Source organism: Streptacidiphilus sp. MAP12-16 (genome assembly GCF_041262165.1).
GTDB lineage: Bacteria > Actinomycetota > Actinomycetes > Streptomycetales > Streptomycetaceae > Streptacidiphilus.
The window spans coordinates 1-22,341 of sequence record NZ_JBGCBY010000029.1; the positions used below are offsets into that span (position 1 = coordinate 1).

The following is a 22,341-nucleotide window of genomic DNA, read 5'->3' on the forward strand; positions in this document are numbered from 1 at the left end:
CAGGCAGAGGCTGAGCCCACTGCAGAGGTCGAGGCCAAGCCCGTCGCAGACGTCGTGGTCGAGCCAGCAGTCGAGGCAGAGGCCGAGGTCATCGCCGACGTCCCGGTCGAAGCACAGGCAGAGGCTGAGCCCACTGCAGAGGTCGAGGCCAAGCCCGTCGCAGACGTCGTGGTCGAGCCAGCAGTCGAGGCAGAGGCCGAGGTCATCGCTGACGTCTCGGTCGAAGCAGAGCCGGAGGCTGAGGCCGTGGTCGAGGCTCAGGCCGAGGTCGTGACGGCGCCGGAAGCTGTGGCGGAGGTTGTGGCGGAGCCCGCCGTGGCGGAGCCCGCCGTGGCGGAGCCCGCCGTGGCGCCGCAGGCGGGCCGTCCGCGGAAGCCGTCGTTCACGCCTGGGCGTCCCGTCACCGCGTATTCACCCCAGGAACTCGTCTCCGTCGTCCGCTGGATCGACGGCGACGGGGTCGCCCGCACGGAGGACGAGCTCCTCCGCGCGGCCATGAAGGAGTTCGGGTTCGCCCGCCTCGGTCCCCGTATCAAGGAGTCCCTCGGCGCGGCAGTCACCGAGGTCCGAGGCTGACAGCCGCCCCACCGCACTACCCCAACGGCCCGGCGACCGGATCATCATCCGGTCGCCGGGCCGTTGGCGTGCACTCGTGTTCTGCTGGCTGGGGCGGCCCAGCCACCCCACGGCAGGGGACAATATTTGACATCATCAACTATTCAGGCATACCTTCAATTATTGCTTGATGTCGTCAACTATCCAGGAGCGCCACCGTGAAAGCCATCACCTACCGCACCTACGGCGGCCCCGACGTCCTGGAGTACGGCGACCGCCCCGACCCCAAGGCCGGCCCGGACTCCGTGCTGGTCAAGGTCAGGGCGGCCTCGGTCAACCCGGTCGACTGGAAGATCCAGGCCGGATACATGGACAGCATGGTGGACGCCATCTTCCCCGTCGTGCCCGGCTGGGACGTCGCAGGCGTCGTCGAGCAGGTCGGCGTCTCGATCACCGAGTTCGCTCCCGGTGACGAGGTCATCGGCTACGTCCGTGAGGACATGGTCGCGCGAGGCACCTTCGCCGAGTACGTCGCAGCCCCCATCCGCACGCTGGCCCGCAAGCCCGCGAACCTGTCCTTCGAGGAGGCCGCAGGCCTCCCCCTGGCAGGTCTCACCGCCTACCAGACCCTCACCAAGGCCCTCGGGATTCGCTCCGGCGAGACCGTACTCGTGCACGCCGCGGCCGGTGGCGTCGGCTCGCTGGCGGTCCAGATCGCCCGCGCCCTCGGCGCGCGGGTCATCGGCACCGCGAGCGAGCGCAACCATGACTACCTGCGCTCTCTCGGCGCGGAACCGGTCCGCTACGGCGACGGTCTGGCCGAGTGGGTCAAGGAGCTCGCGCCCGAGGGCGTCGACGGCGTCCTCGACCTGATCGGCGGCGAGGCCCTGGCGATGTCGCCCGCGCTGCTCGCCGAGGGCGGCCGCCTCGCCTCCGTCGCGGACGGCTCCGTGATCGGCCTCGGCGGACGCTACGTGTTCGTCCGCCCTGACGCCCAGGACCTGGCCGCACTCACCGCGCTCGCCGAGAGCGGCCGGCTTCGCGTCGAGGTCGCGGCGACCTTCCCGCTCGAGCGGGCCGCCGACGCCCAGCGACTCAACATGGACGGCCACACCCGCGGCAAGGTCGTCGTCACCGTCCCCTGACCGGACAGCCCTGACCGGACTAGCCCCGACCGGACACCGCACCGCCGCGAACCGGCGCCCTCACAACCCAACCGCACCGCCCTCAAGGGAGCACCCCATGACCGCCACCGCCGCCGCCGACTCGAGCCCCGACTCCCCCGCCGCAGTCGTCGCACGGCTTCGGGCCACCTTCGCCACCGGCCGCACCAAGCCGCTGTCCTGGCGGCTCGCGCAGCTGGCGGCCCTGCGCAGGATGCTCACCGAGCAGGCCGAGGCGCTGCAGCAGGCCCTGCTCACCGACCTGGGGAAGGGTCCCGCGGAGGCGTACCGCACCGAGATCGGCTTCACCCTCAACGAGCTCGAACACACCGTCACCCACCTGGAGGAGTGGCTGCGCCCCAAGCCGGCCGCCGTTCCCGACACCTTCCTGCCGGCCACGGCTCGGGTGGTCCGCGATCCCCTCGGCGTGGTCCTGATCATCGCCCCGTGGAACTACCCGGCACAGCTGGCGCTGGCACCGCTGGTCGGCGCGCTCGCGGCGGGCAACACCGCCGTCATCAAGCCCAGCGAGCTCGCCCCGGCGACCTCCGCCGCCCTTGCCGGTCTGCTGCCGCAGTACCTGGACACGGAGGCCGTCGCCGTCGTCGAGGGCGCGGTCCCGGAGACCACCGCCCTGCTGGAGCAGCGCTTCGACCACATCTTCTACACCGGCAACGGGGTGGTCGGACGCATCGTCATGGCAGCGGCGGCCAAGCACCTGACCCCGGTCACGCTGGAACTCGGCGGCAAGAGCCCGGTCGTGGTGGAGCCGGGAGTGGACCTGGCGGTCACCGCACAGCGCATCGCCCGGGGTAAGTTCCTGAACGCGGGCCAGACCTGCGTCGCCCCGGACTACGTCCTCGCCATCGGTGACACCGCCTCAGAACTCGCGGCGCAGCTGGCCGACGCCGTCGAGGCCGCGTTCGGAGCGGACCCGGCGGGCAACCCCGGCTACGGAAAGATCGTGAACGAGCGGCACTTCGACCGGCTGGCCGCGCTGCTGGGCGACGGGCGCGTCGTCACCGGCGGCGGGCGGGACCGTGCCGCCCGCCACATCGACCCGACCGTGCTGGCCGACGTGTCGCCGGACTCCCCGGTGATGCGCGATGAGATCTTCGGTCCGATCCTGCCGATCGTCAGCGTTCCGGATCTGGACGCGGCCATCGCCTTCATCAACGACCGCGACAAGCCGCTGGCGCTGTACGCGTTCACCGAGTCCGAGGAGACCAAGCGGCGGCTGACCCTGGAGACCTCGTCGGGGGCGCTCACCTTCGGGCTCCCCGTCTCGCACCTGGCGGTGCCTGAACTGCCCTTCGGCGGCGTCGGCGAGAGCGGCATGGGCCGCTACCACGGCGAGTACTCGATCGACACGTTCAGCCACGCGAAGGCGATCCTGGACAAGCCGCTCAGCTGATCCGGATCCATCCCAAGCGGAGCCGGGCGGTACCAGGCGCATCCGGGCGGATCGCGGACCGCGGTCGATCAGCGGCCCGCGACCGCCGGAGCGGCGAGGAGCCGGGCGCCGAGGGGCGTGCAGGTATGGCGAACGTGCTTGCCCTCCCGTTCGGTGGTGACCAAGCCTGCCGCGCGCAGGGTCTTGGCATGGACGGAGGCGGAGGCCGCACTGATACCCAGGTCGCGGGCGAGCGCGGTGGTGGTGTACGGGCGGGTGAGCAGTTGCAGGACCAGAGCGCGGGTCGGTCCCAACAGCGCGGCCAGCGGATCGGCCGTCTCCGGCTCGCCGACCAGCGGCAACGGCGTCAGCGCAGGATAGACCAGCAGCAGCGAGCCGTCCGGGTGGTCGCACCGCAGCGGGAAGCCCCGCCAGAAGGCGGACGGCATCAGCGTGAGACCGCGGCCCGCGAGCCGCACGTCGGTGCACCGCGGACTGGGGATGGAGAGGCACGTCCCGTCCCAACGGGAGTCGGCGAACAGGGCCGCGAGCATCGCCTTCAGCCCCTCCTCCAGTGCGACCCGACCGCGCCAGGCCAAATCGGCGGCGAAGCTGGCGCGGATCTGCGGCCAGTAGGGCGTGAGCAGCGCGGTGTGAGCTGCGGGCAGTGCCCGGGCGAGGACGTCCCAGGCACGGCGGTCGCGGCGGGCCAGGTCCGCGACCCAGGGGGCGACGGAACGTTCGGCGGCGAAGACGCGGCGCAGTTCCGCGGATGCCCGGGTCGGCCCGATGGACAGCACGGTGTCGAGCCCCTCGGCCAGGTTCCCGACGGGTGGGTCGAGGAAGGTGGGCGCGGCGCCGCCGAGCGGGACGAGTTGCAACAGGGGACGGGTCCGCTGGGTGAGCGCTCCGGCGGCGGTGCGGCGCCAGCGGCCCAGCAGCGGGTCGGCGTGGGGCTCGCGAAGCACGGAGAGAGCCAGTCCCAGTTCCACCAGCGGCGCGGGCTCCGTCGCGAAGCGGACACTCATCAAGTCCTGGGCAGTGAAGTGGAGGCGCAGCATCCGTCCCCTGTCCTGCGGGTCCGGCGGACCTGCGGCTGGTGTCCCGACGCGTCTCACCCTGCCACGTTTAGGGCAGGGCCGAAAGGATCGCTGCGTACGCGAAGAGCGGGGAGCCTGAGGGGAACCAGGAAGCGCAGAGACCCAAGGGAGCACTCATGAAGCCGAGCCGGACCGCCGCCGCCCACCTGCTGCCCGGGGGTGCTCTGATGAGCGCAGTGCCGTCGGCCGGCGCGGTCACCCCGCAGAGCGGGGGCGACCGCGGCGGCTGGCAGCCGTATCGCAGTTCGCCGTTCGTCGCGGCGGCGGGGACACAGTGCGCCTTCGCACTGAAGGGGGACGTCGTCCGGGACGAGGAACGGATCCGCACCCTGGCCGTGGACGCCGCGGGGAAGCCGACGGAACGGGAGGTCACCGGTCCGCTGGTGTTCCGCTTCACCAACGAGTCCAGCGGAGCGTCCGTGGTGCGGAACCTGGCGGGGACCGCCTGGCTGTACTACCACACGGACGGCAGCCAGACCTGGGTCGTCGTCGGGCATCTGGGGATGGGCATCAAAGCCGGGAATCCCTACCAGCCACCAGGCCACTACGTTCTGACGGGCCGTCTGATTCTGGATATCCACTCGAACGGGGTGCCGCAGCTGGTCGCGCACCAGGGCGCGACGGAGAACCTCTGCGACACGCTCGGCTGACGGCCTGGGGAGCGGTAGGGCTCGGGTGAGCACACGCCGTCGCAGTGACACTGTGCGACTGCGCCGCGCGCCGGCGACCGCAGGGGAGTCGCCGGAGCGCCGCACCCGCCCCGCACTGGTTCCTGAAAAACAAGCGATGATGATTGCTTTTTTACCGGCCCCCATGGGACGGTTGCCCGGTGACCGATCCCTCAGTGATCCGCATCGGCAACGCCTCCGGCTTCTACGGCGACCGCTTCTCCGCGATGCAGGAGATGCTGAGCGGTGGCGAGTTGGACGTGCTCACAGGTGACTACCTGGCCGAGCTGACCATGCTCATCCTGGGCCGGGACCGGCTCAAGGACGCCGACGGCGGCTACGCCAGGACCTTCCTGCGCCAGCTCGAGTCGGCCCTCGGACCGGCGCTCGACCAGGGCGTGAAGATCGTCACCAATGCGGGCGGGCTGAACCCGGCGGGCCTGTCGCTCGCCATCAGCGGTCTGGCGCGACGGCTGGGACTGGACGTCAGGGTCGCGCATGTGGAGGGCGACGATGTCCTCGCGCGGGCCGACGAGCTGAAGTTGGGCAGTCCGATCACGGCGAACGCCTACCTGGGGGCCTGGGGTATCGCCGAGTGCCTGAACAACGGCGCCGACGTGGTGGTCACCGGCCGGGTCACCGACGCCTCGCTGGTGGTCGGGCCAGCTGCCGCCCACTTCGGGTGGGGTCGGGAGGACTACGACGTGCTGGCCGGGGCTGTGGTCGCGGGCCATGTGATCGAGTGCGGTCCACAGGCCACCGGCGGCAACTACTCCTTCTTCACCGAGATCGCCGACCTGCGCCACCCCGGCTTCCCGATCGCCGAGGTACGCGCCGACGGCAGCAGTGTGATCACCAAACACGCCGGCACCGGCGGCGCGGTCACCCTCGGCACCGTCACCGCTCAGTTGCTCTACGAGATCGGCAGTCCCCGCTACGCGGGCCCCGACGTCACCGCCCGCTTCGACACGATCGAGCTCACCGAGGACGGCCCCGACCGCGTGCGGATCAGCGGAGTGCGAGGCGAGGCCCCGCCGCCGACGCTCAAGGTCGGGTGCACCAGCCTCGGCGGGTTCCGCAACCAGGTGGAGTTCGTGCTGACCGGCCTGGACATCGAGGCGAAGGCGGAGCTGGTGAAGCGCCAACTCGGCACCCTCACCGACCTCGACCTCGGCCTCGACCTCGAGTGGACGCTCGCGCGGACCGACCGTGCCGACGCAGCCGTCGAGGAGGAGGCGAGCGCCCTCCTGCGCTGCGTGGTGCGCAGCGGCGACCCCAGGAAGGTCGGGCGCGCCTTCACCGGCGCCGCTGTCGAGCTGGCCCTGTCCGGCTACCCGGGTTTCCATCTGACGGCTCCGCCCGGCGACGCCGCGCCCTACGGCGTGTTCGAGGCCGCCTTCGTCGACGCGCGTCTGGTGGAGCACATCGCGGTGTCGGCGGACGGGCAACGCCGCGCCATCGCACCGCCGTTGGACACGCTGGAGCTCGGGCAACTCGGCGTTCCACCCCTGCCGGAGCCGCTGCCACAGGGGCCGTGCCGCAGGACGCCGCTCGGCGCCGTCGCCGGTGCGCGCAGCGGTGACAAGGGCGGCTCGGCCAACGTCGGCGTCTGGGCACGCACCGACGACGCCTGGCGCTGGCTCGCCCACGCGCTGACGGTCGAGGAGTTCCGACGGCTGCTGCCCGAGACCGCCGATCTGCCGGTGACCCGGCACGTGCTCGGCAACCTGCGCGCGCTGAACTTCGTGGTGGACGGCCTGCTCGGTGCGGGCGTCGCCTCCCAGGCCCGCTTCGACCCGCAGGGCAAGGCGGTCGGCGAGTGGCTGCGCTCCCGCTGCATCGACATCCCGGAGGTTCTGCTGTGACCGATCCGACGAGTTGGGGAGTCGCGCCGTGACCGCGCTGCGGTCCGCGCTGAACGCGGCCTCGCCCGACTACGCCGACAACAGGTCCGCGACTCTCGCCAAGCTGGCCGAACTCGACGCCGAGCATGCCAAGGCGATAGCCGGCGGCGGCGCCAAGTACACCGAGCGGCACCGCAAGCGCGGCAAGCTGCTGCCCCGCGAGCGCATCGAGCTGCTGGTCGACCCTGATTCGGCGTTCCTGGAACTGTCGACCCTCGCCGCCTGGGGCAGCGACTTCCCGGTCGGGGCCAGCCTGGTCACCGGCATCGGCGTGGTCGAGGGCGTCGAATGCCTGATCACCGCCAACGACCCGACCGTGCGCGGCGGGGCGAGCAACCCGTGGACCCTGCAGAAGGCCTTCCGCGCTGCCGAGATCGCGGCGGAGAACCGCCTGCCGACCATCAACCTGGTCGAGTCCGGGGGCGCCGATCTGCCCACCCAGAAGGAGATCTTCGTCCCGGGCGGCCGGATGTTCCGCGACCTGACCCGCGCCTCGGCGGCGGGCGTTCCGACGATCGCCCTGGTCTTCGGCAACTCGACCGCCGGCGGCGCCTACATCCCCGGCATGTCGGACCACGTGGTGATGGTGAAGGAGCGCGCCAAGGTGTTCCTAGCCGGCCCGCCGTTGGTGAAGATGGCCACCGGCGAGGAAGCTGACGACGAGTCACTCGGCGGCGCCGAGATGCACGCACGCACCTCCGGGCTCGCCGACCACCTGGCCGTCGACGAGCTGGACGCCCTGCGCATCGGCCGGAGTATCGTCGCTCGTCTCAACTGGCGTAAGGCGGGCCCCGATCCGCACCCCGAGGTGCTGCCGCCCCGCTACGACGAGGAGGAGCTCGCCGGCATCGTCCCCGCCGACCTCAGGATCCCGTTCGACCCACGCGAGGTGATCGCCAGGATCGTCGACGACTCCGACTTCGACGAGTTCAAGCCGCTCTACGGCTCCAGTCTCGTCACCGGCTGGGCCCGGCTGCACGGCTTCCCGGTCGGCATCCTGGCCAACGCGCGGGGCGTGCTGTTCAGCCAGGAGGCCCAGAAGGCAACACAGTTCATCCAGCTGGCCAACCAGGCGAACACCCCGTTGCTCTTCCTTCAGAACACCACCGGCTACATGGTCGGCAAGGAGTTCGAGCAGGGCGGCATCATCAAGCACGGCGCGATGATGATCAACGCGGTATCCAACTCCAAGGTCCCGCACCTCACCGTCGTGATGGGTGCCTCCTACGGCGCCGGGAACTACGGGATGTGCGGACGGGCATACGGGCCGCGCTTCCTGTTCAGCTGGCCCGGCGCGAAATCGGCGGTGATGGGCCCGGCCCAGCTGTCCGGAGTCATCTCGATCGTCGCCCGCCAGGCTGCCCAGGCGCGCGGCGAGGCGTACGACGAGGCCGCTGACGCGCAGATGAGGGCCTACGTGGAGAACCAGATCGAGAGCGAGTCGCTGGCCCAGTTCATGTCCGGGCGGCTGTACGACGACGGCGTCATCGACCCGCGCGACACCCGCACGGTGCTCGGCCTGGCCCTGTCCGCCGTCCACTCCGCGCCCGTGCGGGGTGCAACCGGATTCGGGGTGTTCCGCACATGACCGACGCGACGACCAGCGCGACCGGCAGCACCGTCACCATTGGCAACACCGTCGGCAACGGAACGACCGCCGCAGAGACCCTCCGCCCGATCACCTCGGTGCTGGTGGCCAACCGCGGCGAGATCGCCCGCCGCGTCTTCCGTACGGCCCGGGACATGGGGCTCTCCACGGTCGCGGTCCACTCCGACGCCGATGCCGGCGCCCCCTACCTGGCCGAGGCCGACGCCGCCGTACGCCTGCCCGGCAGCGCTCCGGCCGACACCTACCTGCGTGCCGACCTGATCATCGAGGCGGCGAAGCGCGCGGGCGCCGACGCGGTGCATCCCGGCTACGGCTTCCTGTCGGAGAACGCCGCCTTCGCCCGCGCGGTGACCGACGCCGGTCTGACCTGGATCGGTCCGCCGGCACGGGCCGTCGAGTCGATGGGCAGCAAGATCGAGGCCAAGCGACTGATGGCGGCGGCCGGCGTCCCGGTCCTCGCCGAGACCGATCCGGACACGGTCACCGAGGCGGACCTGCCGGTACTGGTCAAGGCCTCCGCCGGGGGCGGCGGGCGGGGCATGCGGGTGGTGCGGACCCTGGCCGAGCTGCCGGGCGAGCTGGCGGCGGCCCGCGCCGAGGCTCAGTCCGCGTTCGGCGACCCGACCGTCTTCTGCGAGCCCTACCTCGCGACCGGCCGCCACATCGAGGTACAGGTCCTCGCCGACCTGCACGGCGGGGTGTGGGCGGTGGGCGAGCGCGAGTGCTCGATCCAGAGGCGGCACCAGAAGGTCGTCGAAGAGGCGCCGTCGCCCCTGGTCGAGCGGCTGCCGCAGATGCGTGAGGCCCTGTTCGAGGCGTCCCGGAAGGCCGCCCTCGCTATCGGCTACGTCGGCGCCGGAACCGTCGAGTTCCTGGCGGACGAGTCGGGACGCTTCTACTTCCTTGAGATGAACACCCGCCTGCAGGTGGAACACCCGGTCACCGAGTGCACCACCGGGCTCGACCTCGTCCGCTGGCAGCTGCGCATCGCCGAGGGGCTGCCGCTGCCGGCCGCTCCCCCGCCGCGTGACGGGCACGCCATCGAGGTACGCCTTTACGCGGAGGACCCAGCCGCCGGCTGGCAGCCGCAGAGCGGAACCATGCACCGGTTCCATGTCCCGGGCGTCGCCGCCGAGTTCGCGAACCCGACCGGCTACGGGCTGCGGCTCGACTCCGGTGTCACCGACGGATCCGCCGTCGGCATCCACTACGACCCGATGCTCGCCAAGGTCATCGCCTGGGGGCCGACCCGCGCCGACGCGGCCGGGTTGCTCGCCGGTGCGCTCACCCGTGCCGAGTTGCACGGCCTGACCACCAACCGCGACCTGCTGGTCCGCGTGCTGCGGCACCCGGCGTTCCTGGCCGGCGACACCGACACCGCCTTCTTCGACCGGCATGGTCTGTCCGCCCTCGCGGAACCGCTCGCCGACCGGGACGCCCGGCGGCTGTCCGCCCTGGCGGCGGCCCTGGCCGAGGCCGCGCGGCGGCGCAGCACGGCCCGGGTCCAGCGCGGGATCCCGTCCGGGTGGCGCAATGTCGCGTCGCAGCCCCAGCGCGCGGTGTTCGGCGGCATGGACGGCGAGGTCACCGTCGCCTACCGGCTCCCCCGGACGGGGCTGGTCGCCGACGGATACGACGGCGTGGAGCTCGTCGAGGCTGCTCCGGACCAGGTCGTGCTCGACGTCGTCGGCATCCGCCGCACCTTCACCGTCGCCCGGGACGGACGCGACGGACGCGAGCTGTACGTCGACTCGCCGCTCGGCGCGGTCACGTTGACCACCGTGGACCGCTTCCCCGACCCGATCGCGCAGACCCTCCCCGGCTCCCTGCTCGCGCCCATGCCCGGCACCGTCGTGCGGATCGACGTCAAGGAGGGCGACACCGTGACGGCCGGTCAGCCACTGCTCTGGCTGGAGGCCATGAAGATGCAGCACCGGATCGACGCCCCTGCCGACGGCGTGCTCACCGAACTGTCCGTGAGCGTCGGCCGCCAGGTCGACGTGGGCGCCGTGCTCGGCGTCGTCCTGCGCAATGCATCCGAGGAGTGAGCGTGAACTTCACCGAGACCGAGGAACAGCAGGCCCTCCGCGCCGCAGTCGCCCAGCTGGGCACCCGCTACGGCTTCGCCTACGCCAACGAGAGGGCCCGGCGCCACGAGCCGCTGCGCGAGCTGTGGCAGGAGGCCGGCAAGCTCGGCTACATAGGCGTCAACCTGCCGGAGGAGTACGGCGGTGGCGGCAGCGGTATGTACGAACTCGCCATCGTCCAGGAGGAGCTGGGCGCGGCCGGCTCCGGCCTGCTGATGCTGGTGGTCTCCCCCGCGATCTGCGGCACCGTCATCGCGCGCTTCGGCACCGAGGAGCAGAAGCGGCGCTGGCTGCCGGGGATCGCGGACGGCTCCAGCATCATGGCCTTCGGCATCACCGAGCCCGAAGCCGGCTCCAACGCGCACCGGATCACCACGACCGCCCGGCGCGACGGCGACGACTGGCTGCTCTCCGGCGGCAAGGTCTTCATCTCCGGCGTCGACCACGCCGACCACGTGCTGATCGTCGCCCGGACCGAGGACACCCGCACCGGCAGGCTCAAGCCGGTGCTGTTCGCCGTCCCCACCGGCGCGCCCGGCTTCGAGTTCCGGCCGATCGACATGGACATCGTGATGCCGGAGCGGCAGTTCACGCTGTTCCTGGACGACGTCCGGCTGCCCGCCGAGGCGCTCATCGGCGAGGAAGACGCCGCCATCGGGCAGCTGTTCGCCGGGCTGAACCCCGAACGGATCATGGCAGCCGCGCTCGCCTGCGGCACGGGGCGCTTCGCCCTGGACCGGGCCGTCCGCTACGCCAACCAGCGCACCGTGTTCCGGGGCGCGCCGATCGCCACCCACCAGGGCCTCGCGCACCCGCTCGCGCAGATCAAGATCGAGCTGGAGCTCGCTCGGCTGATGACGCAGAAGGCCGCTGCGCGCTACGACGCGGGCGACGACATGGGCGCAGCCGAGGCGGCCAACATGGCCAAGTACGCCGCCGCGGAGGCGAGCATCAGGGCCGTCGACCAGGCGGTGCAGACCCACGGCGGCAACGGCCTGGCCAGCGAGTACGGACTCGCCTCGCTGCTCGCCTCCTCGCGGGTGGCGAGGATCGCGCCGGTGAGCCGGGAGATGGTCCTGAACTTCGTCGCGCAGTACAGCCTCGGCATGCCGAAGTCGTACTGAGATGGCGTCCCGCACCCTGCCGAGCGGGCGACCGCCCAGGTGGACGCCATAATGGTCCGATGCTGAACCGCCGGACCGCCGAGCCGACCGTGACCACCGCCCGCCGCGCGCCTCAGCAGGACCGCAGCCGGGCGACCCGGCAGCGGCTGCTGGACGCTGCGGTCGAGTGCCTGGTCGAGCTCGGCTGGACCGGCAGCACCATGACCGTCGTCGCCGAGCGGGCCGGGGTCTCGAGAGGCGCCGCGCAGCACCACTTCCCGACCCGCGAGGCGCTGGTCACGGCGGCGGTCGAGCACGTCACCGAGGTGCGCACGGCGGACATCCAACGCGAACTGGACGCACTGCCGGCCGGCCCGATGCGCACCGAGGCCGTGGTGGAACTGATCGTCAACTGGTTCACCGGCCTGCCGTTCCGCGCCGCCCTGGAGCTGTGGGTGGCGGCGTCGGCCGACCCGTACCTGCGCGAGCTCGTCGTGCCCCTGGAGGCCAGAACCGGCCGCAAGGTGCACCGGGCCGCGGTCGAGCTGCTCGGGGTGGACGAGTCCGTGCCGGGCGTCCGCGAGATCATCCAGGCGACCCTCGACATGGCTCGCGGTCTGGGCCTGGCCAACCTGCTCACAGACGACAGCCGTCGCCGCCGCCGGATCGTCCGGCAGTGGGCCGGCGTCCTGGACACGGTGCTCGCCCCGACCGGCGCCGGCCCGCAGCCGACGTCCGCCGGACCGCCCCGGGGGTGACCCGGGGGTGACCCACCCGGCCGTATCGGGGCCGACCTCACGCCCGGCCGCTTGCGTACCGCCCTACGCGGCGCGCCGCCGCTTTGCGAGATGCTTGTCAGTTCCAGCGGATGGCAAAAGGCAAAGGCAAAGAGAACTCTCTCCTTGCCACTCCTAACGTATAGCGCACCGGGGGGCTTGCGGCAAGACCCGGGTCGTGCCGCAGAATCGTCGGCCGAGGCCACAACCTGCGGAAATGGGGGCACGACGTGCGTGTGTTGTCGTCGACGTATGAGGGACGCGGTGACGTCGAACCAGTGATGGCACCGGCGGCGCGGTTGCGTTCGACAGAGCTGGAGGCGCCGGTGATTCGACCGGCCAGTGCAGTGCGACGGAGCAAGGCTGCCTCAGAGGTATCGCAATGATCGAGCAGTACGTGTTGGGTCTTCACGAGGTTGACGAGACGCAGGTCGCGGTCGTTGGCGGTAAGGGCGCGCACCTGGGCGGGCTGTCGCGGATCGAAGGCATCCGCGTACCGGCCGGCTTTTGCGTGACGACGGACGCCTTCCGTCGGATCATGGCGGAAGCGCCGTCGATCGACGATCAACTGGATCGGCTGTCGCGCCTGACTCGCTTTGACGGAGATTTGGGAGAGGGGGATGACCGGGAGGCGATCCGCGCGCTCAGCGCGGAGATCCGCCAGACGCTCGAAGGGGTCGCCATCCCCGACGATCTGGCGGCGGCGATCACTGACGCGCTCGCACGGCTCGGCGAGCAGGCTGCCTACGCCGTCCGATCCAGCGCGACCGCGGAGGACCTGCCGACGGCCTCCTTCGCCGGCCAGCAGGACACGTACCTCAACGTCGCGGGGCCGGCGGCGATCCTCCAGCACGTCGGCCGGTGCTGGGCGTCGCTGTTCACCGAGCGGGCCGTGACCTACCGCCTGCGGAACGGCGTCGACCACCGTACGGTCCACATGGCCGTGGTCGTGCAGCAGATGGTGTTCGCGGATGCGGCCGGCATCCTGTTCACGGCCGACCCCGTCACGGGCAACCGGAAGGTCGCCGCCGTGGACGCCGGCTTCGGCCTCGGCGAGGCCCTGGTCTCCGGCCTGGTGAACCCGGACGTCTTCAAGGTGCGCGACGGCGAAGTCGTCGCCAAGGCGGTCGCCACCAAGCAGCGTGCCATCCACGCCCTGCCGGCGGGCGGAACGCAGGAAGTGGCGATCGACCCGGAGCGGCAGGAGCAGCCGGCGCTGACGGATGCGCAGGTCGTGCGGCTCGTGCAGCTCGGGCGACGGATCGAAGCGCACTTCGGCCGCCCGCAGGACATCGAATGGTGCCTGGTCGACGATGACTTCCAAATCGTCCAGAGCCGGCCGATCACCACGCTGTTCCCCATCCCCGAGAGCGGTGACGGAGAGAACCACGTCTACGTCTCTGTCGGCCATCAGCAGATGATGACCGACCCCATGAAGCCCCTGGGCGTCTCCATGTGGCAGCTGACGGCGATGGTGCCGATGCACGAGGCCGGCGGGCGGCTGTTCGTCGACGTCTCCCGGCGCCTGGCCTCGCCCGCGAGCCGCGCCGGCCTCCTGAACGTCATGGGCAGAGGCGATCCGCTCACCAGAGACGCGCTGGCGACCGTCCTCGACCGCGGCGACTTCATCCCGACGCTCCCGGACGCCCCTCCCGACAGGTCGCAGTCCGGCAGGCCGCCGGCCCGCGGCGGGTCCGCCCCGATCGAGGCTGATCCGGCCATCGTCACCGCGCTGATCGAGCGCAGCCAGGCGTCCCTCGCCGCCCTGCGGCGCGACATCCGGACGAAGACCGGACCGGCGCTGTTCGACTTCCTGCTGGAGGCCTTCGACGAGCACAAGCGAGTCCTCACTGATCCGCTGAACCTTCCGGCGATCATGGCGGGGATGGAGGCCACGTGGTGGCTCAACGACACGCTGCAGGAGTGGCTGGGCGAGAAGAACGCGGCCGACACACTCACGCTGTCCGCCCCCAACAACGTCACCTCGGAGATGGGACTGGCGCTGCTCGACGTCGCCGACGTGATCCGCCCGTACCCGGAGGTGGTGGCGTTCCTGCAGGGAGTCGAGAACGAAAGCTTCCTGGACGAGCTGCCGAAGCTCGCGGGCGGGACCGAAGTGCGCGACGCCATCGATGCCTACCTCGACCGATACGGCATGCGCTGCGTCGGCGAGATCGACATCACGAGGGCGCGCTGGAGCGAACGCCCCACCACGCTCGTTCCCGTGATCCTCGACAACATCAAGCTCTTCGAGCCGGGCGCCGCCGAGCGGCGCTTCGAGCACGGGCGGCAGGAGGCGCAGAAGAAGGAACGGGACGTGCTGTCACGCTTGCGGGCCCTGCCGGACGGGGAGCAGAAAGCCGACGAGGCCAAGCGGATGATCGACCAGGTCCGGACCTTCATCGGCTACCGGGAGTACCCGAAGTACAACATCGTCAGCCGCTACTTCGTCTACAAGCAGGCCCTGCTGGAAGAGGCCGAGCGCCTCGTGCAGGCCAACGTGCTCCCTGAGCAGGAAGACATCTTCTACCTCACGTTCCAGGAGCTGCACGACGTCGTGCGCTCGAACCAGGTGGACGACCAGCTCATCCAGCAGCGCAAGGACGCGTTCCAGTCGTACCACGCGCTCACACCGCCCCGGGTGCTCACATCGGATGGCGAGGCCGTTGCCGGGGCGTACCGGCGCGACGACGTGCCGGCCGGCGCCCTGATCGGCTTGCCGGTTTCCGCCGGGACCATCGAGGGGAGGGCCCGCGTCATCCTGGACATGGCGGAGGCCGATCTGGAGGTGGGCGACATCCTGGTCACGGTCCACACGGACCCCAGCTGGTCGCCCCTTTTCGTCGGAATCACGGGCCTGGTGACGGAGGTGGGCGGCCTGATGACCCATGGCGCAGTGATCGCCCGGGAGTACGGCTTGCCGGCCGTGGTCGGTGTGGCCGATGCCACCCGGCTTATCCGGGACGGGCAGCGGATCCGCGTGCACGGAACCGACGGGTACGTCGAGATCCTGCCTTGACCGACCACACCGAAAAGGCCCGTGCGTCGCTTCCGGCTGAAAAGGCCCTAGAACCGCTGGCGCGCGCCGGCGAGCGCTGAACCGGGCCAGGTGGCCTCACGCAGGACCGCAAGTGCCGGCAGCAGGTCGCCGGTGCGCAGCAGCGCGCGGCCACGCGGAGAGCGGACCTCCCAGAGGTCCTCCGCAGCGCGGCGGGCGGTACCCAGCGCGAGCGGGCGGGTGACGTCGGTGACGTCGGCCAGGGCCACCTCGCTGTCGTCGAGAGCCGTGGCCGTGTACATGCGCCCCATGCACTTGACGAAGGTGGTCCGTGTGGTCACGTCCCTGAGCGCGAGAACCCGCGAATCCCCCTCCGGGGCGGAGCCCATGACCACGTCCATCACCTCATGTATTGACTGCGTTACATGGCGTGCCACAACCCTGACACATTCCAGCCCACCGCTCAAATGGCGGACTGCGCATGGTCCGGCCCGGACATACCCTGAATGTCCGGCAGCGAAAGGACTCTCCGCATGCTCGGCTCATCGCCGGTGATGGCCTTCGTACCCTCCACGGATCTGGCCCGCTCCAGGGTCTTCTACGAAGACCTGCTCGGCCTGACCGTCTCGGAGCTCACCCCCTACGCCCTCGTCCTCCGGGGCGCGGGCACCACGATCCGCGTCGCCAGGGTCGAGGAACTGACCCCGCAGCCGTTCACCGTCCTGGGCTGGGTCGTCACCGATCTTGCCGCGGCGATGGGCCCGCTCACCGCAGGCTCGGTCGAGTTCACCGTCTACGAGGGCGTGGGCCAGGACTGCAACGGAGTCTGGACCACCCCGAACGGCGACCGCATCGCCTGATTCAAGGACCCCGACGGCAACACCCTGTCACTGACTCAGTTCGCCTGACTCTCGCGGCGCCCCTGGCGGCCCCTGCCGAATAATCCCCGTCCCCCGCACGCGTTCTCTGCATACTGCGGGGATGGGTGACTACTCTCCGCCATAAATGACGGGGCTTCTCGCTATGCCGGGTTGGCGTTGCGACGGGCCAGCCCGGCCCGTAGAACGTTGGTGGCTCCCACTGTGTCGGCGTGTGCGTTGTGGCCGCACGACTGACAGTGGAAGGTCTCCTGTGTGGGCCGGTTCTCCTTGGAGACGTGCCCGCATTGCGGGCACGTCCGGGAGGCATTACGGGGGTCCACGGCGATCACTTCCCGACCGGCGCTTTCAGCCTTGCTGGTGAGGATCGCGAGGAACACCCCCCAACCGGCATCCATGATCGAACGGTTGAGTCCGGCCTTCGCTGCTGCGCCGTTGGGCAGGAACACGTCCCTCTGGTCGGGGTCGGGCTTCGCGGCGGGGGCCTTGCTCATGTTGCGGATCTTGAGGTCTTCGTGCGCGATGAAGTCGTGCTCAAGGACTAGGGCCAGGGCGGTCTTGTGCGCGTGGTCCAGGCGCTGGCGTCGCACCTTGCGGTGGAGGTCGGCGACTTTGCGCACGACTTCCTTGCGCCGGTTACTGCGGCGCTTGCAGCGGCTGAGTGCCCGCTGCGCGGCCTCGAGCTTCACGGCTGCGGCGCGGGCATGTCGCGGGTGGGCGACGAAACGCGCCGTTGGAGTCGGCAAGGAAGTTGGCGATACCCAGGTCGATGCCGACCAAGCTGCCGGTCGCGGGCAGTGGTTCGGGCCGATCCTGCTCGGCGGTCAGTACAACGTACCAACGCCGCCCCTCCCGTTTCACCGAGACGGTCTTGACCCTGCCGACCACCGGCCGGTGCTGTTTGACCTTTACCTGCCCGACACCCTGGAGCCGCACTCGCGTCTGCGGGTCGTGCGGGGCGCAGTCCCACTGGCAGCCGTCCCCATCCTTGGGGAAGTCCACGGTGTCGAACCAGTTCACCCCACGAAAGCGCGGATAGCCGGGCGTGCCACCGGACTTGACCCGTCGAAAGAACGCAGCGAAAGCCTTGTCCAACCGCCGCAAGGTCGCCTGCTGCGAGGAGAACGACCAACGCCCCTGACACTCCAGATCGAACGCCCGGATCTCCTTGAGCTGCGCGGACTGCTGCCCGTACGTGATGCTCGTCCTCGACACGTGCCAGTGAACCCTCAAGGATGTATCCACACCGTCCGACATCCGCGCCAGCGTTTCATGAACATTCATGTCACATGGTCTAGTTCTCGGCCGACTGCTGCTTCGCTCGCCACTCCGCCCCCGCGCGCTGGATGCGGTCCCACAGAGCAGCGCGGTCGGCGTCGTCGATGGCCGACAGGTCCAGGTGGAACACGTCCGTTGCGATCTTGAACAGCTCCTCAGCGGACTCGAGGGTGCGTGTCGTGCGCCGTCCGGCCCCCTCATCGCGCGTGAACTCGTCATCCAGCACGAACTCGGCGCAGCCCGCGTCGCGGCGGAAGAGCTCGAACCACCTGACGTAGGGAGACTGCGGCGACGTCGACAACTCGGTGTGGTAGCTCCTGAAGTCCTCCCACGTGGCCGGCGCCAGCGTGAAGTCCATGCTGTGGAAGGTCGTCTGCGCCGGATCGGTGAAGAACCGCCAGGCATCCGGGCCGATCTCCGGCAGCGGCCGCAGCTCGAAGCGGAAGGGACCCTGGACGTGGACGCCCTCCCGAAGCGGGATGGGCTCGTGGTGCGAGTTGGCCAGGCCGACGTCGACAGACCAGCGTTCGCCGTCGATCACGACGGTGAGGGCCATGTGCGTGTCGTATTCGTCGGCGGTCGCTTTGGCGGTCGCGACGGAGCCGTTTATCTGGCCGCGGTGCACGGTGACGTCGTACCCGAGGACGGTCAGCAGCTCGCAGAAGGCGTTGTTCAGGTTGAAGCAGTAGCCGCCCCGGCCGGCCAGGATGCGGGCTATGGACTCGGCCGGGTCGATGCCCTGCGGGCGTCCGAGCTGGATGTCGAAGTTCTCGAAGGCGATGAGCTCGACGTGTGCGCGATGAAGCCTGCGCAGGGTGTCGAGCGACGGGGCGCCGAGGGACTGCGGGTCGTCGACGCCGAGCTTGGCCAGGTAGGGCGCGGTCCAGGCGGGATGATCGTTCGTCTTCGAGGTCATGGCTCCGAACACTAGTGCAGCCCCGCGAAAATCCGCTCAGGGATTAACGCGGCGCTGCACCAGTGCAGGCCACCGACAGGCCGCTCACCGCGACGGCGCGAGTTCCCTCCCTGCTCGACGGGACGGGCCAACTGTTCACGCCCGCGCAGGTTCCCGAGCTGCTCGCCCAGGCTCGTCTCGACGAAGTCGAACGTGAATTCCGGGCCCAGATCGACGCCGTGGCCGATTCCGGGCTGACGCCGACCCATCTGGACTGGCACTGTCTCGCCGACGGCGGACGCGAGGACATCCTCGACCTGACCGTGGACCTGGCCGGCGAGTACGGCCTGGCGGCCAGGGTGTGGCTCGAGCCCGGACGCCGGAAGCTGCGGCGGCGGGGCTTGCCGGTCACCGACAACCCGTTCCTGGACAGCTTCTCCCTCGACCTCGACGGCAAGCCGGCCCGATACGCCCAGTTGCTGCGCGACCTACCGACCGGCCTGAGCGAGTGGGCAGTACACCCCAGCCTCGGCGACGCGGAGTCGCAGGCAATCGACGACAGCTGGCGGGTGCGCAGGACCGACTACGAGTTCCTGACCTCGCGACAGGCCCGCGAACTCCTCCAGCAGGAGGGCATCGTCGTGATCGACTACCGAGCCCTCCAGCAAGCCTGGTCCCGTGCCTAGTCGTGCCCGTGCCTAGTCCCCGGCTGCCAGTCGGAGGCCGAAGCCGAGGATGGCCGTTCCGGTGATCCGGTCCAGGAGCCGCCGGGCGACGGGACGTTGGAGCCATCCCCGCAGGGCATGCGCGAAGAGGACCAGCACGGTCGACCAGGCCAGGCCGAGCAGGACGTGCACGCAGGTCAGCAGGACGCCGGTGGCGAAGTGCGGTGCGGACGGCGGAATGAACTGCGGCAGCACGGCTACGTAGAAGACGCCGATCTTGGGGTTGAGCACGTTGGTGAGAACGCCCTGACGCCAGCCTCCGGACAACCTGTCCGCACGGTCGACGCCCTCCTCGGCATCGGCGAGCGGCTGGACCGTATCGCTGCGCCGGGAGTTCCAGAGCATCCTGGCTCCCAGCCAGATCAGGTAGCCGGCCCCGGTCAGCCGCACGGCGTCGTACGCCAGGTGGGAAGCGGTGAGCAGCACGGTGACACCGAGCGAGCTGAGCGTGCCCCAGAGCAAAGTACCGGTCTGGATGCCCAGGACGACCCCGAGGGCCCGGCGGCGCCGGCCGAGCGCGGCGGTGCGAAGGATGAGCGCTGTGTCCAGACCCGGTGTGAGCGTGAGCAGTCCCACGACCAGGGTGAAGGACCACAGTGCGGTGGCGAGCGTCATGGCAGCCACGTTAGGCCGGGGGTGGACCGGCCGAGCAGCCGGGCCACCCGCTTACCCGGAACCGGGCAGGCTCTCGAGCGAGAGGGGCACGGCCCACCTGCCCAGGCTGCGGGGCGGAGACCGAAACCTCCGCCCCGCAGACGAATCACCCCTGTGTCGTTCGAGCGCCGTCAGTTGCGCAGGATCGGCGGGTTGAGTTGGACGTGGCTCGGCACGGTGTAGAGCACGGGTCCGGTGCTGGACGGGTTGCTTCCGCCGAGCAGCGCGAGGCCGCCGGCCACGGTGTACATGGCTTCGTCGAAGGCTTGGCCGTTGGTTGGCGCCTTGCCGACGGGGAGCAGGGCGACGCTCCTGCCGTTGACGACGGAGGTGGAGATGTAGTCGCCGACCATCGCGCCCTGGGAGGTGGAGGCGATCTGTGCCAGGGACATCGGTCCGGCGATGGTCTGGGCGGTGCTCCAGGTGGAGCCGCCATTGGCGGAGGAGGTGAAGCCGACCTCCAACTGGCAGGTGGAGGCAGTGCAGTTGGCGTTGGGGTAGAAGTAGTAGTAGAGGCCGAGTTTGGCCGTCGCCCCGGAGGTGGCGTGGTCGACGCCCAGGCCCGGGGTGAAGTGGTCGACGCTGCTGGTGACCGCGTCGATGGGTATCCGGGTCACCGCGGACCAGGAACTGCCGTCGGTGGACGTGGAGTAGACGATGTCGTTGGAGGGGCAGCCGGAGCGGAAGCGGCAGTCCTGCCAGGCGACGTAGATCTTGCCGGACGCGTCGATCTCGGCCGAGGGCAGACCGTCGCCGGCCCGCAGGCCGCCGGAGACCGTGGCGGAGGAGATGGTGGCGATCTGGACCGAAGAGCCCCAGGAGGAGCCGCCGTTGGTCGAGGTGAAGGCGCGGATCGCGGCACCGTTGGTGGAGAAGGGCACCACGACGTTGCCGTTGGGCTGCACCAGGGGCTGGCCGCCGAGGCCGGAGTCCCCGCTGGCGGGCGAGGCGGGGGCGGACCAGGTCGCGCCGCCGTCGGTGGAGGTGGACATGATCTCCTGGTTACCCGAAGAGGTGATGTCGGCCTCGATGTAGCAGTTGCCGTAGTGGGGACTGGTGCTGGTGTTGTCGCAGACGATCCATTCCTTGTCGTAGCCCTGGCCGTCGTTGCCGACCGCCATGACCGGGTTCTGCCAGCTGATGCCGTCGGCGGAGCGGCTGACGGTGACCCCGGCGCCGTTGACGTTGGTGTCGATGACCAGGCCCACGATCATCCAGGTGCCGTGCCTGGCGTCGTAGGCCACCGAGGCGTCACTGACGCGGGCCCAACTGCCGCCGCCCTGATAGGTGGTGATGCCGGGCAGCATGCCGTGCTGCCAGGTGGTGCCACCGTCGGTGGAGGTGTTCCAGCTGATGTCCGAGGCCCCGCCGTCGTAGAACCGGCCCACCTGGGAGGAGGAGACGATGGTGTTCCCGTAGGCGAAGGTGTCCGGCTCCACCTCGGTGGCGTGCTGGCTGGTGCTGTTGGTGAACGGGTCCGTGCTGATCTGGACCAGACTCGGGCCGGACCCGTTCACCGTCAGCGTGTAGCCGACCGTGTGGGTGGCCGAGGTGCCCGTACCCGTCACTGTGATCGGGTACGACCCCGGCGGGGTGCTGGAACTGGTGGACACCGTGAGGGTGGAGGACGCTCCGGCGGTGACCGAGGTGGGGTTGAAGGCGGCGGTCGCTCCGGTCGGCAGGCCGCTCGCGGAGAAGGTGACCGTCTGCGCCGAGCCGGAGGTGACGGCGGTGGACAGCGTCGAGGTCGCGGCCGAACCTGGGTTGACCGCCCCGGCGGTGGGGTTGTCGGTCAGCGAGAAGTCATTGGTGCTGGTTCCGCCCGACAGGGCGACGTCGTCGTAGAGGGTGTAGGTGGGATCCCCTGCGTAGTTGTCGTCCTTGCTGGTCAGCGTGAGCGTGTAGCCGTGGCCGGCAGTGAGAGCTTTGCTGACCTGCTTCCAGCCGGAGTTGGCGACACAGGTCTTGGCCAGCACCGTGGTGGTGGTGTTGGTCGTGGTGTCCTTCAGCGTGGCCGTGGCCCAGTCGTAGGTGACGGTGTCCGGGCAGGTCACGTCGTACCAGAAGCTCAGCACCGGGCTGCCGGTGGGCGCAGTGAAGGACTGGGCGATCGAGGAGGCACCGTTGGTGGGCGAAGTCGAGCCCAGCATCGCCGCGTACGTGCCACTGTGCGGATTGTTGGTGGTGACACTCGTCGCAGGGCCGGTCGCGGTCCACCCGGACAGGCTGCCGGTCTCGAACCCGCCGTTGGTGATCGAGGTGGCCGCGGACGCGGGTCCTGCCGCGACAGCAAGGCCCGCCGCTAGCAGTGCAGTTGAGGCTGTCGCGGCGAGGCCTCGCCACCAGCTTCGTGTGGTCGGGCGTGGGGAGCGTGGCACTGAACGTCCTTTCGGCAGCCGGGAACAGCCCGGGTGGCAGAAGAGAAGGAGGTTCACGCAAGGTTCACGCGAGTATGCAACACGTGAGTCTGGACCGGGACATGACACCACGCAAGGGGAGTGACAGGAAATCGACAGCGGGCAACACGGTATTTACTCAGGGGGTGCACAGATCCG

General features: G+C 70.2%; 15 protein-coding genes and 3 pseudogenes. 12 read left to right on the forward strand and 6 right to left on the reverse strand.

What is annotated here, in order from left to right:
- The 3 genes and pseudogenes from ABIA33_RS30100 to ABIA33_RS30110 form a co-directional block, all read left to right on the forward strand.
- A pseudogene (locus ABIA33_RS30100) lies at positions 1–576 on the forward strand (hypothetical protein); the annotation flags it as partial.
- Positions 577–773: 197 nt separating this feature from the next.
- Positions 774–1,700: an NADP-dependent oxidoreductase gene (locus tag ABIA33_RS30105; RefSeq protein WP_370085838.1), complete on the forward strand. Its 927-nt coding sequence runs from the start codon at positions 774–776 to the stop codon at positions 1,698–1,700.
- A gap of 10 nt (positions 1,701–1,710) precedes the next feature.
- A complete protein-coding gene (locus ABIA33_RS30110; protein ID WP_370085934.1) occupies positions 1,711–3,132 on the forward strand; it encodes an aldehyde dehydrogenase family protein in 1,422 nt (473 codons plus the stop codon).
- A gap of 68 nt (positions 3,133–3,200) precedes the next feature.
- Here ABIA33_RS30110 and ABIA33_RS30115 read toward each other — a convergent pair whose 3' ends face one another.
- On the reverse strand, positions 3,201–4,172 hold the full coding sequence (locus ABIA33_RS30115) for an ArsR/SmtB family transcription factor (protein ID WP_370085839.1): 972 nt from the start codon (positions 4,170–4,172) through the stop codon (positions 3,201–3,203).
- A gap of 155 nt (positions 4,173–4,327) precedes the next feature.
- Here ABIA33_RS30115 and ABIA33_RS30120 point away from each other — a divergent pair, with 155 nt between their 5' ends.
- The 7 genes from ABIA33_RS30120 to rph all read left to right on the forward strand — a co-directional run bounded on the left by ABIA33_RS30120 (position 4,328) and on the right by rph (position 15,377).
- A complete protein-coding gene (locus ABIA33_RS30120; RefSeq protein ID WP_370085840.1) occupies positions 4,328–4,861 on the forward strand; it encodes a hypothetical protein in 534 nt (177 codons plus the stop codon).
- A 179-nt stretch (positions 4,862–5,040) separates the two neighbouring features.
- Complete coding sequence (locus ABIA33_RS30125; protein ID WP_370085841.1) at positions 5,041–6,744, forward strand: acyclic terpene utilization AtuA family protein; 1,704 nt, start codon at positions 5,041–5,043, stop codon at positions 6,742–6,744.
- A gap of 28 nt (positions 6,745–6,772) precedes the next feature.
- Complete coding sequence (locus ABIA33_RS30130) at positions 6,773–8,371, forward strand: acyl-CoA carboxylase subunit beta (RefSeq protein WP_370085842.1); 1,599 nt, start codon at positions 6,773–6,775, stop codon at positions 8,369–8,371.
- A complete protein-coding gene (locus ABIA33_RS30135; protein ID WP_370085843.1) occupies positions 8,368–10,440 on the forward strand; it encodes a biotin carboxylase N-terminal domain-containing protein in 2,073 nt (690 codons plus the stop codon). The genes ABIA33_RS30130 and ABIA33_RS30135 overlap by 4 nt, the downstream gene beginning before the upstream one ends.
- Positions 10,437–11,603 (forward strand): acyl-CoA dehydrogenase family protein, encoded by a 1,167-nt coding sequence (locus tag ABIA33_RS30140; RefSeq protein WP_370085844.1) that lies wholly within the window; start codon positions 10,437–10,439, stop codon positions 11,601–11,603. Before ABIA33_RS30135 ends, ABIA33_RS30140 begins: the two co-directional genes overlap by 4 nt.
- 59 nt (positions 11,604–11,662) lie before the next feature.
- Positions 11,663–12,340 (forward strand): TetR/AcrR family transcriptional regulator, encoded by a 678-nt coding sequence (locus ABIA33_RS30145; protein WP_370085845.1) that lies wholly within the window; start codon positions 11,663–11,665, stop codon positions 12,338–12,340.
- A 400-nt stretch (positions 12,341–12,740) separates the two neighbouring features.
- The gene (gene rph, locus ABIA33_RS30150) at positions 12,741–15,377 is read left to right on the forward strand and encodes a rifamycin-inactivating phosphotransferase (protein WP_370085846.1); all 2,637 of its coding nucleotides are present in this window, start codon (positions 12,741–12,743) and stop codon (positions 15,375–15,377) included.
- A 47-nt stretch (positions 15,378–15,424) separates the two neighbouring features.
- On the opposite strand, the gene ABIA33_RS30155 is transcribed toward rph, so the two are convergent.
- Complete coding sequence (locus ABIA33_RS30155) at positions 15,425–15,697, reverse strand: hypothetical protein (protein WP_370085847.1); 273 nt, start codon at positions 15,695–15,697, stop codon at positions 15,425–15,427.
- A gap of 192 nt (positions 15,698–15,889) precedes the next feature.
- Between ABIA33_RS30155 and ABIA33_RS30160 the strand changes: the two genes are divergently transcribed.
- Entirely contained in the window at positions 15,890–16,216 is a 327-nt protein-coding gene (locus ABIA33_RS30160; protein WP_370085848.1) for a VOC family protein, read from the forward strand.
- Between the two features lie 161 nt (positions 16,217–16,377).
- Here the strand turns inward: ABIA33_RS30160 and ABIA33_RS30165 are convergent.
- Both ABIA33_RS30165 and ABIA33_RS30170 read right to left on the reverse strand, forming a co-directional pair.
- Positions 16,378–17,518: pseudogene (locus tag ABIA33_RS30165) on the reverse strand (RNA-guided endonuclease InsQ/TnpB family protein).
- 10 nt (positions 17,519–17,528) lie between these two features.
- On the reverse strand, positions 17,529–18,428 hold the full coding sequence (locus tag ABIA33_RS30170; protein WP_370085849.1) for an arylamine N-acetyltransferase: 900 nt from the start codon (positions 18,426–18,428) through the stop codon (positions 17,529–17,531).
- Positions 18,429–18,508: 80 nt separating this feature from the next.
- Between ABIA33_RS30170 and ABIA33_RS30175 the strand changes: the two are divergent.
- Positions 18,509–19,093, forward strand: a pseudogene (locus tag ABIA33_RS30175) (carbohydrate deacetylase); the annotation flags it as partial.
- Between the two features lie 12 nt (positions 19,094–19,105).
- Here ABIA33_RS30175 and ABIA33_RS30180 read toward each other — a convergent pair.
- Positions 19,106–19,747 (reverse strand): LysE family translocator, encoded by a 642-nt coding sequence (locus ABIA33_RS30180; protein WP_370085850.1) that lies wholly within the window; start codon positions 19,745–19,747, stop codon positions 19,106–19,108.
- 170 nt (positions 19,748–19,917) lie between these two features.
- Positions 19,918–22,164: a hypothetical protein gene (locus tag ABIA33_RS30185; protein ID WP_370085851.1), complete on the reverse strand. Its 2,247-nt coding sequence runs from the start codon at positions 22,162–22,164 to the stop codon at positions 19,918–19,920.
- Positions 22,165–22,341: the final 177 nt, after the last annotated feature.

Excerpts from the sequence above, each read along its gene's own strand:
- ABIA33_RS30135 (WP_370085843.1), top strand. The coding sequence starts at position 8,368 with ATGACCGACGCGACGACCAGCGCGACCGGCAGCACCGTCACCATTGGC.
- ABIA33_RS30160 (WP_370085848.1), top strand. The coding sequence starts at position 15,890 with ATGCTCGGCTCATCGCCGGTGATGGCCTTCGTACCCTCCACGGATCTG.
- ABIA33_RS30145 (WP_370085845.1), top strand. The coding sequence starts at position 11,663 with ATGCTGAACCGCCGGACCGCCGAGCCGACCGTGACCACCGCCCGCCGC.
- rph (WP_370085846.1), top strand. The coding sequence starts at position 12,741 with ATGATCGAGCAGTACGTGTTGGGTCTTCACGAGGTTGACGAGACGCAG.
- ABIA33_RS30115 (WP_370085839.1), bottom strand. The coding sequence starts at position 4,172 with ATGCTGCGCCTCCACTTCACTGCCCAGGACTTGATGAGTGTCCGCTTC.
- ABIA33_RS30120 (WP_370085840.1), top strand. The coding sequence starts at position 4,328 with ATGAAGCCGAGCCGGACCGCCGCCGCCCACCTGCTGCCCGGGGGTGCT.
- ABIA33_RS30170 (WP_370085849.1), bottom strand. The coding sequence starts at position 18,428 with ATGACCTCGAAGACGAACGATCATCCCGCCTGGACCGCGCCCTACCTG.
- ABIA33_RS30180 (WP_370085850.1), bottom strand. The coding sequence starts at position 19,747 with ATGACGCTCGCCACCGCACTGTGGTCCTTCACCCTGGTCGTGGGACTG.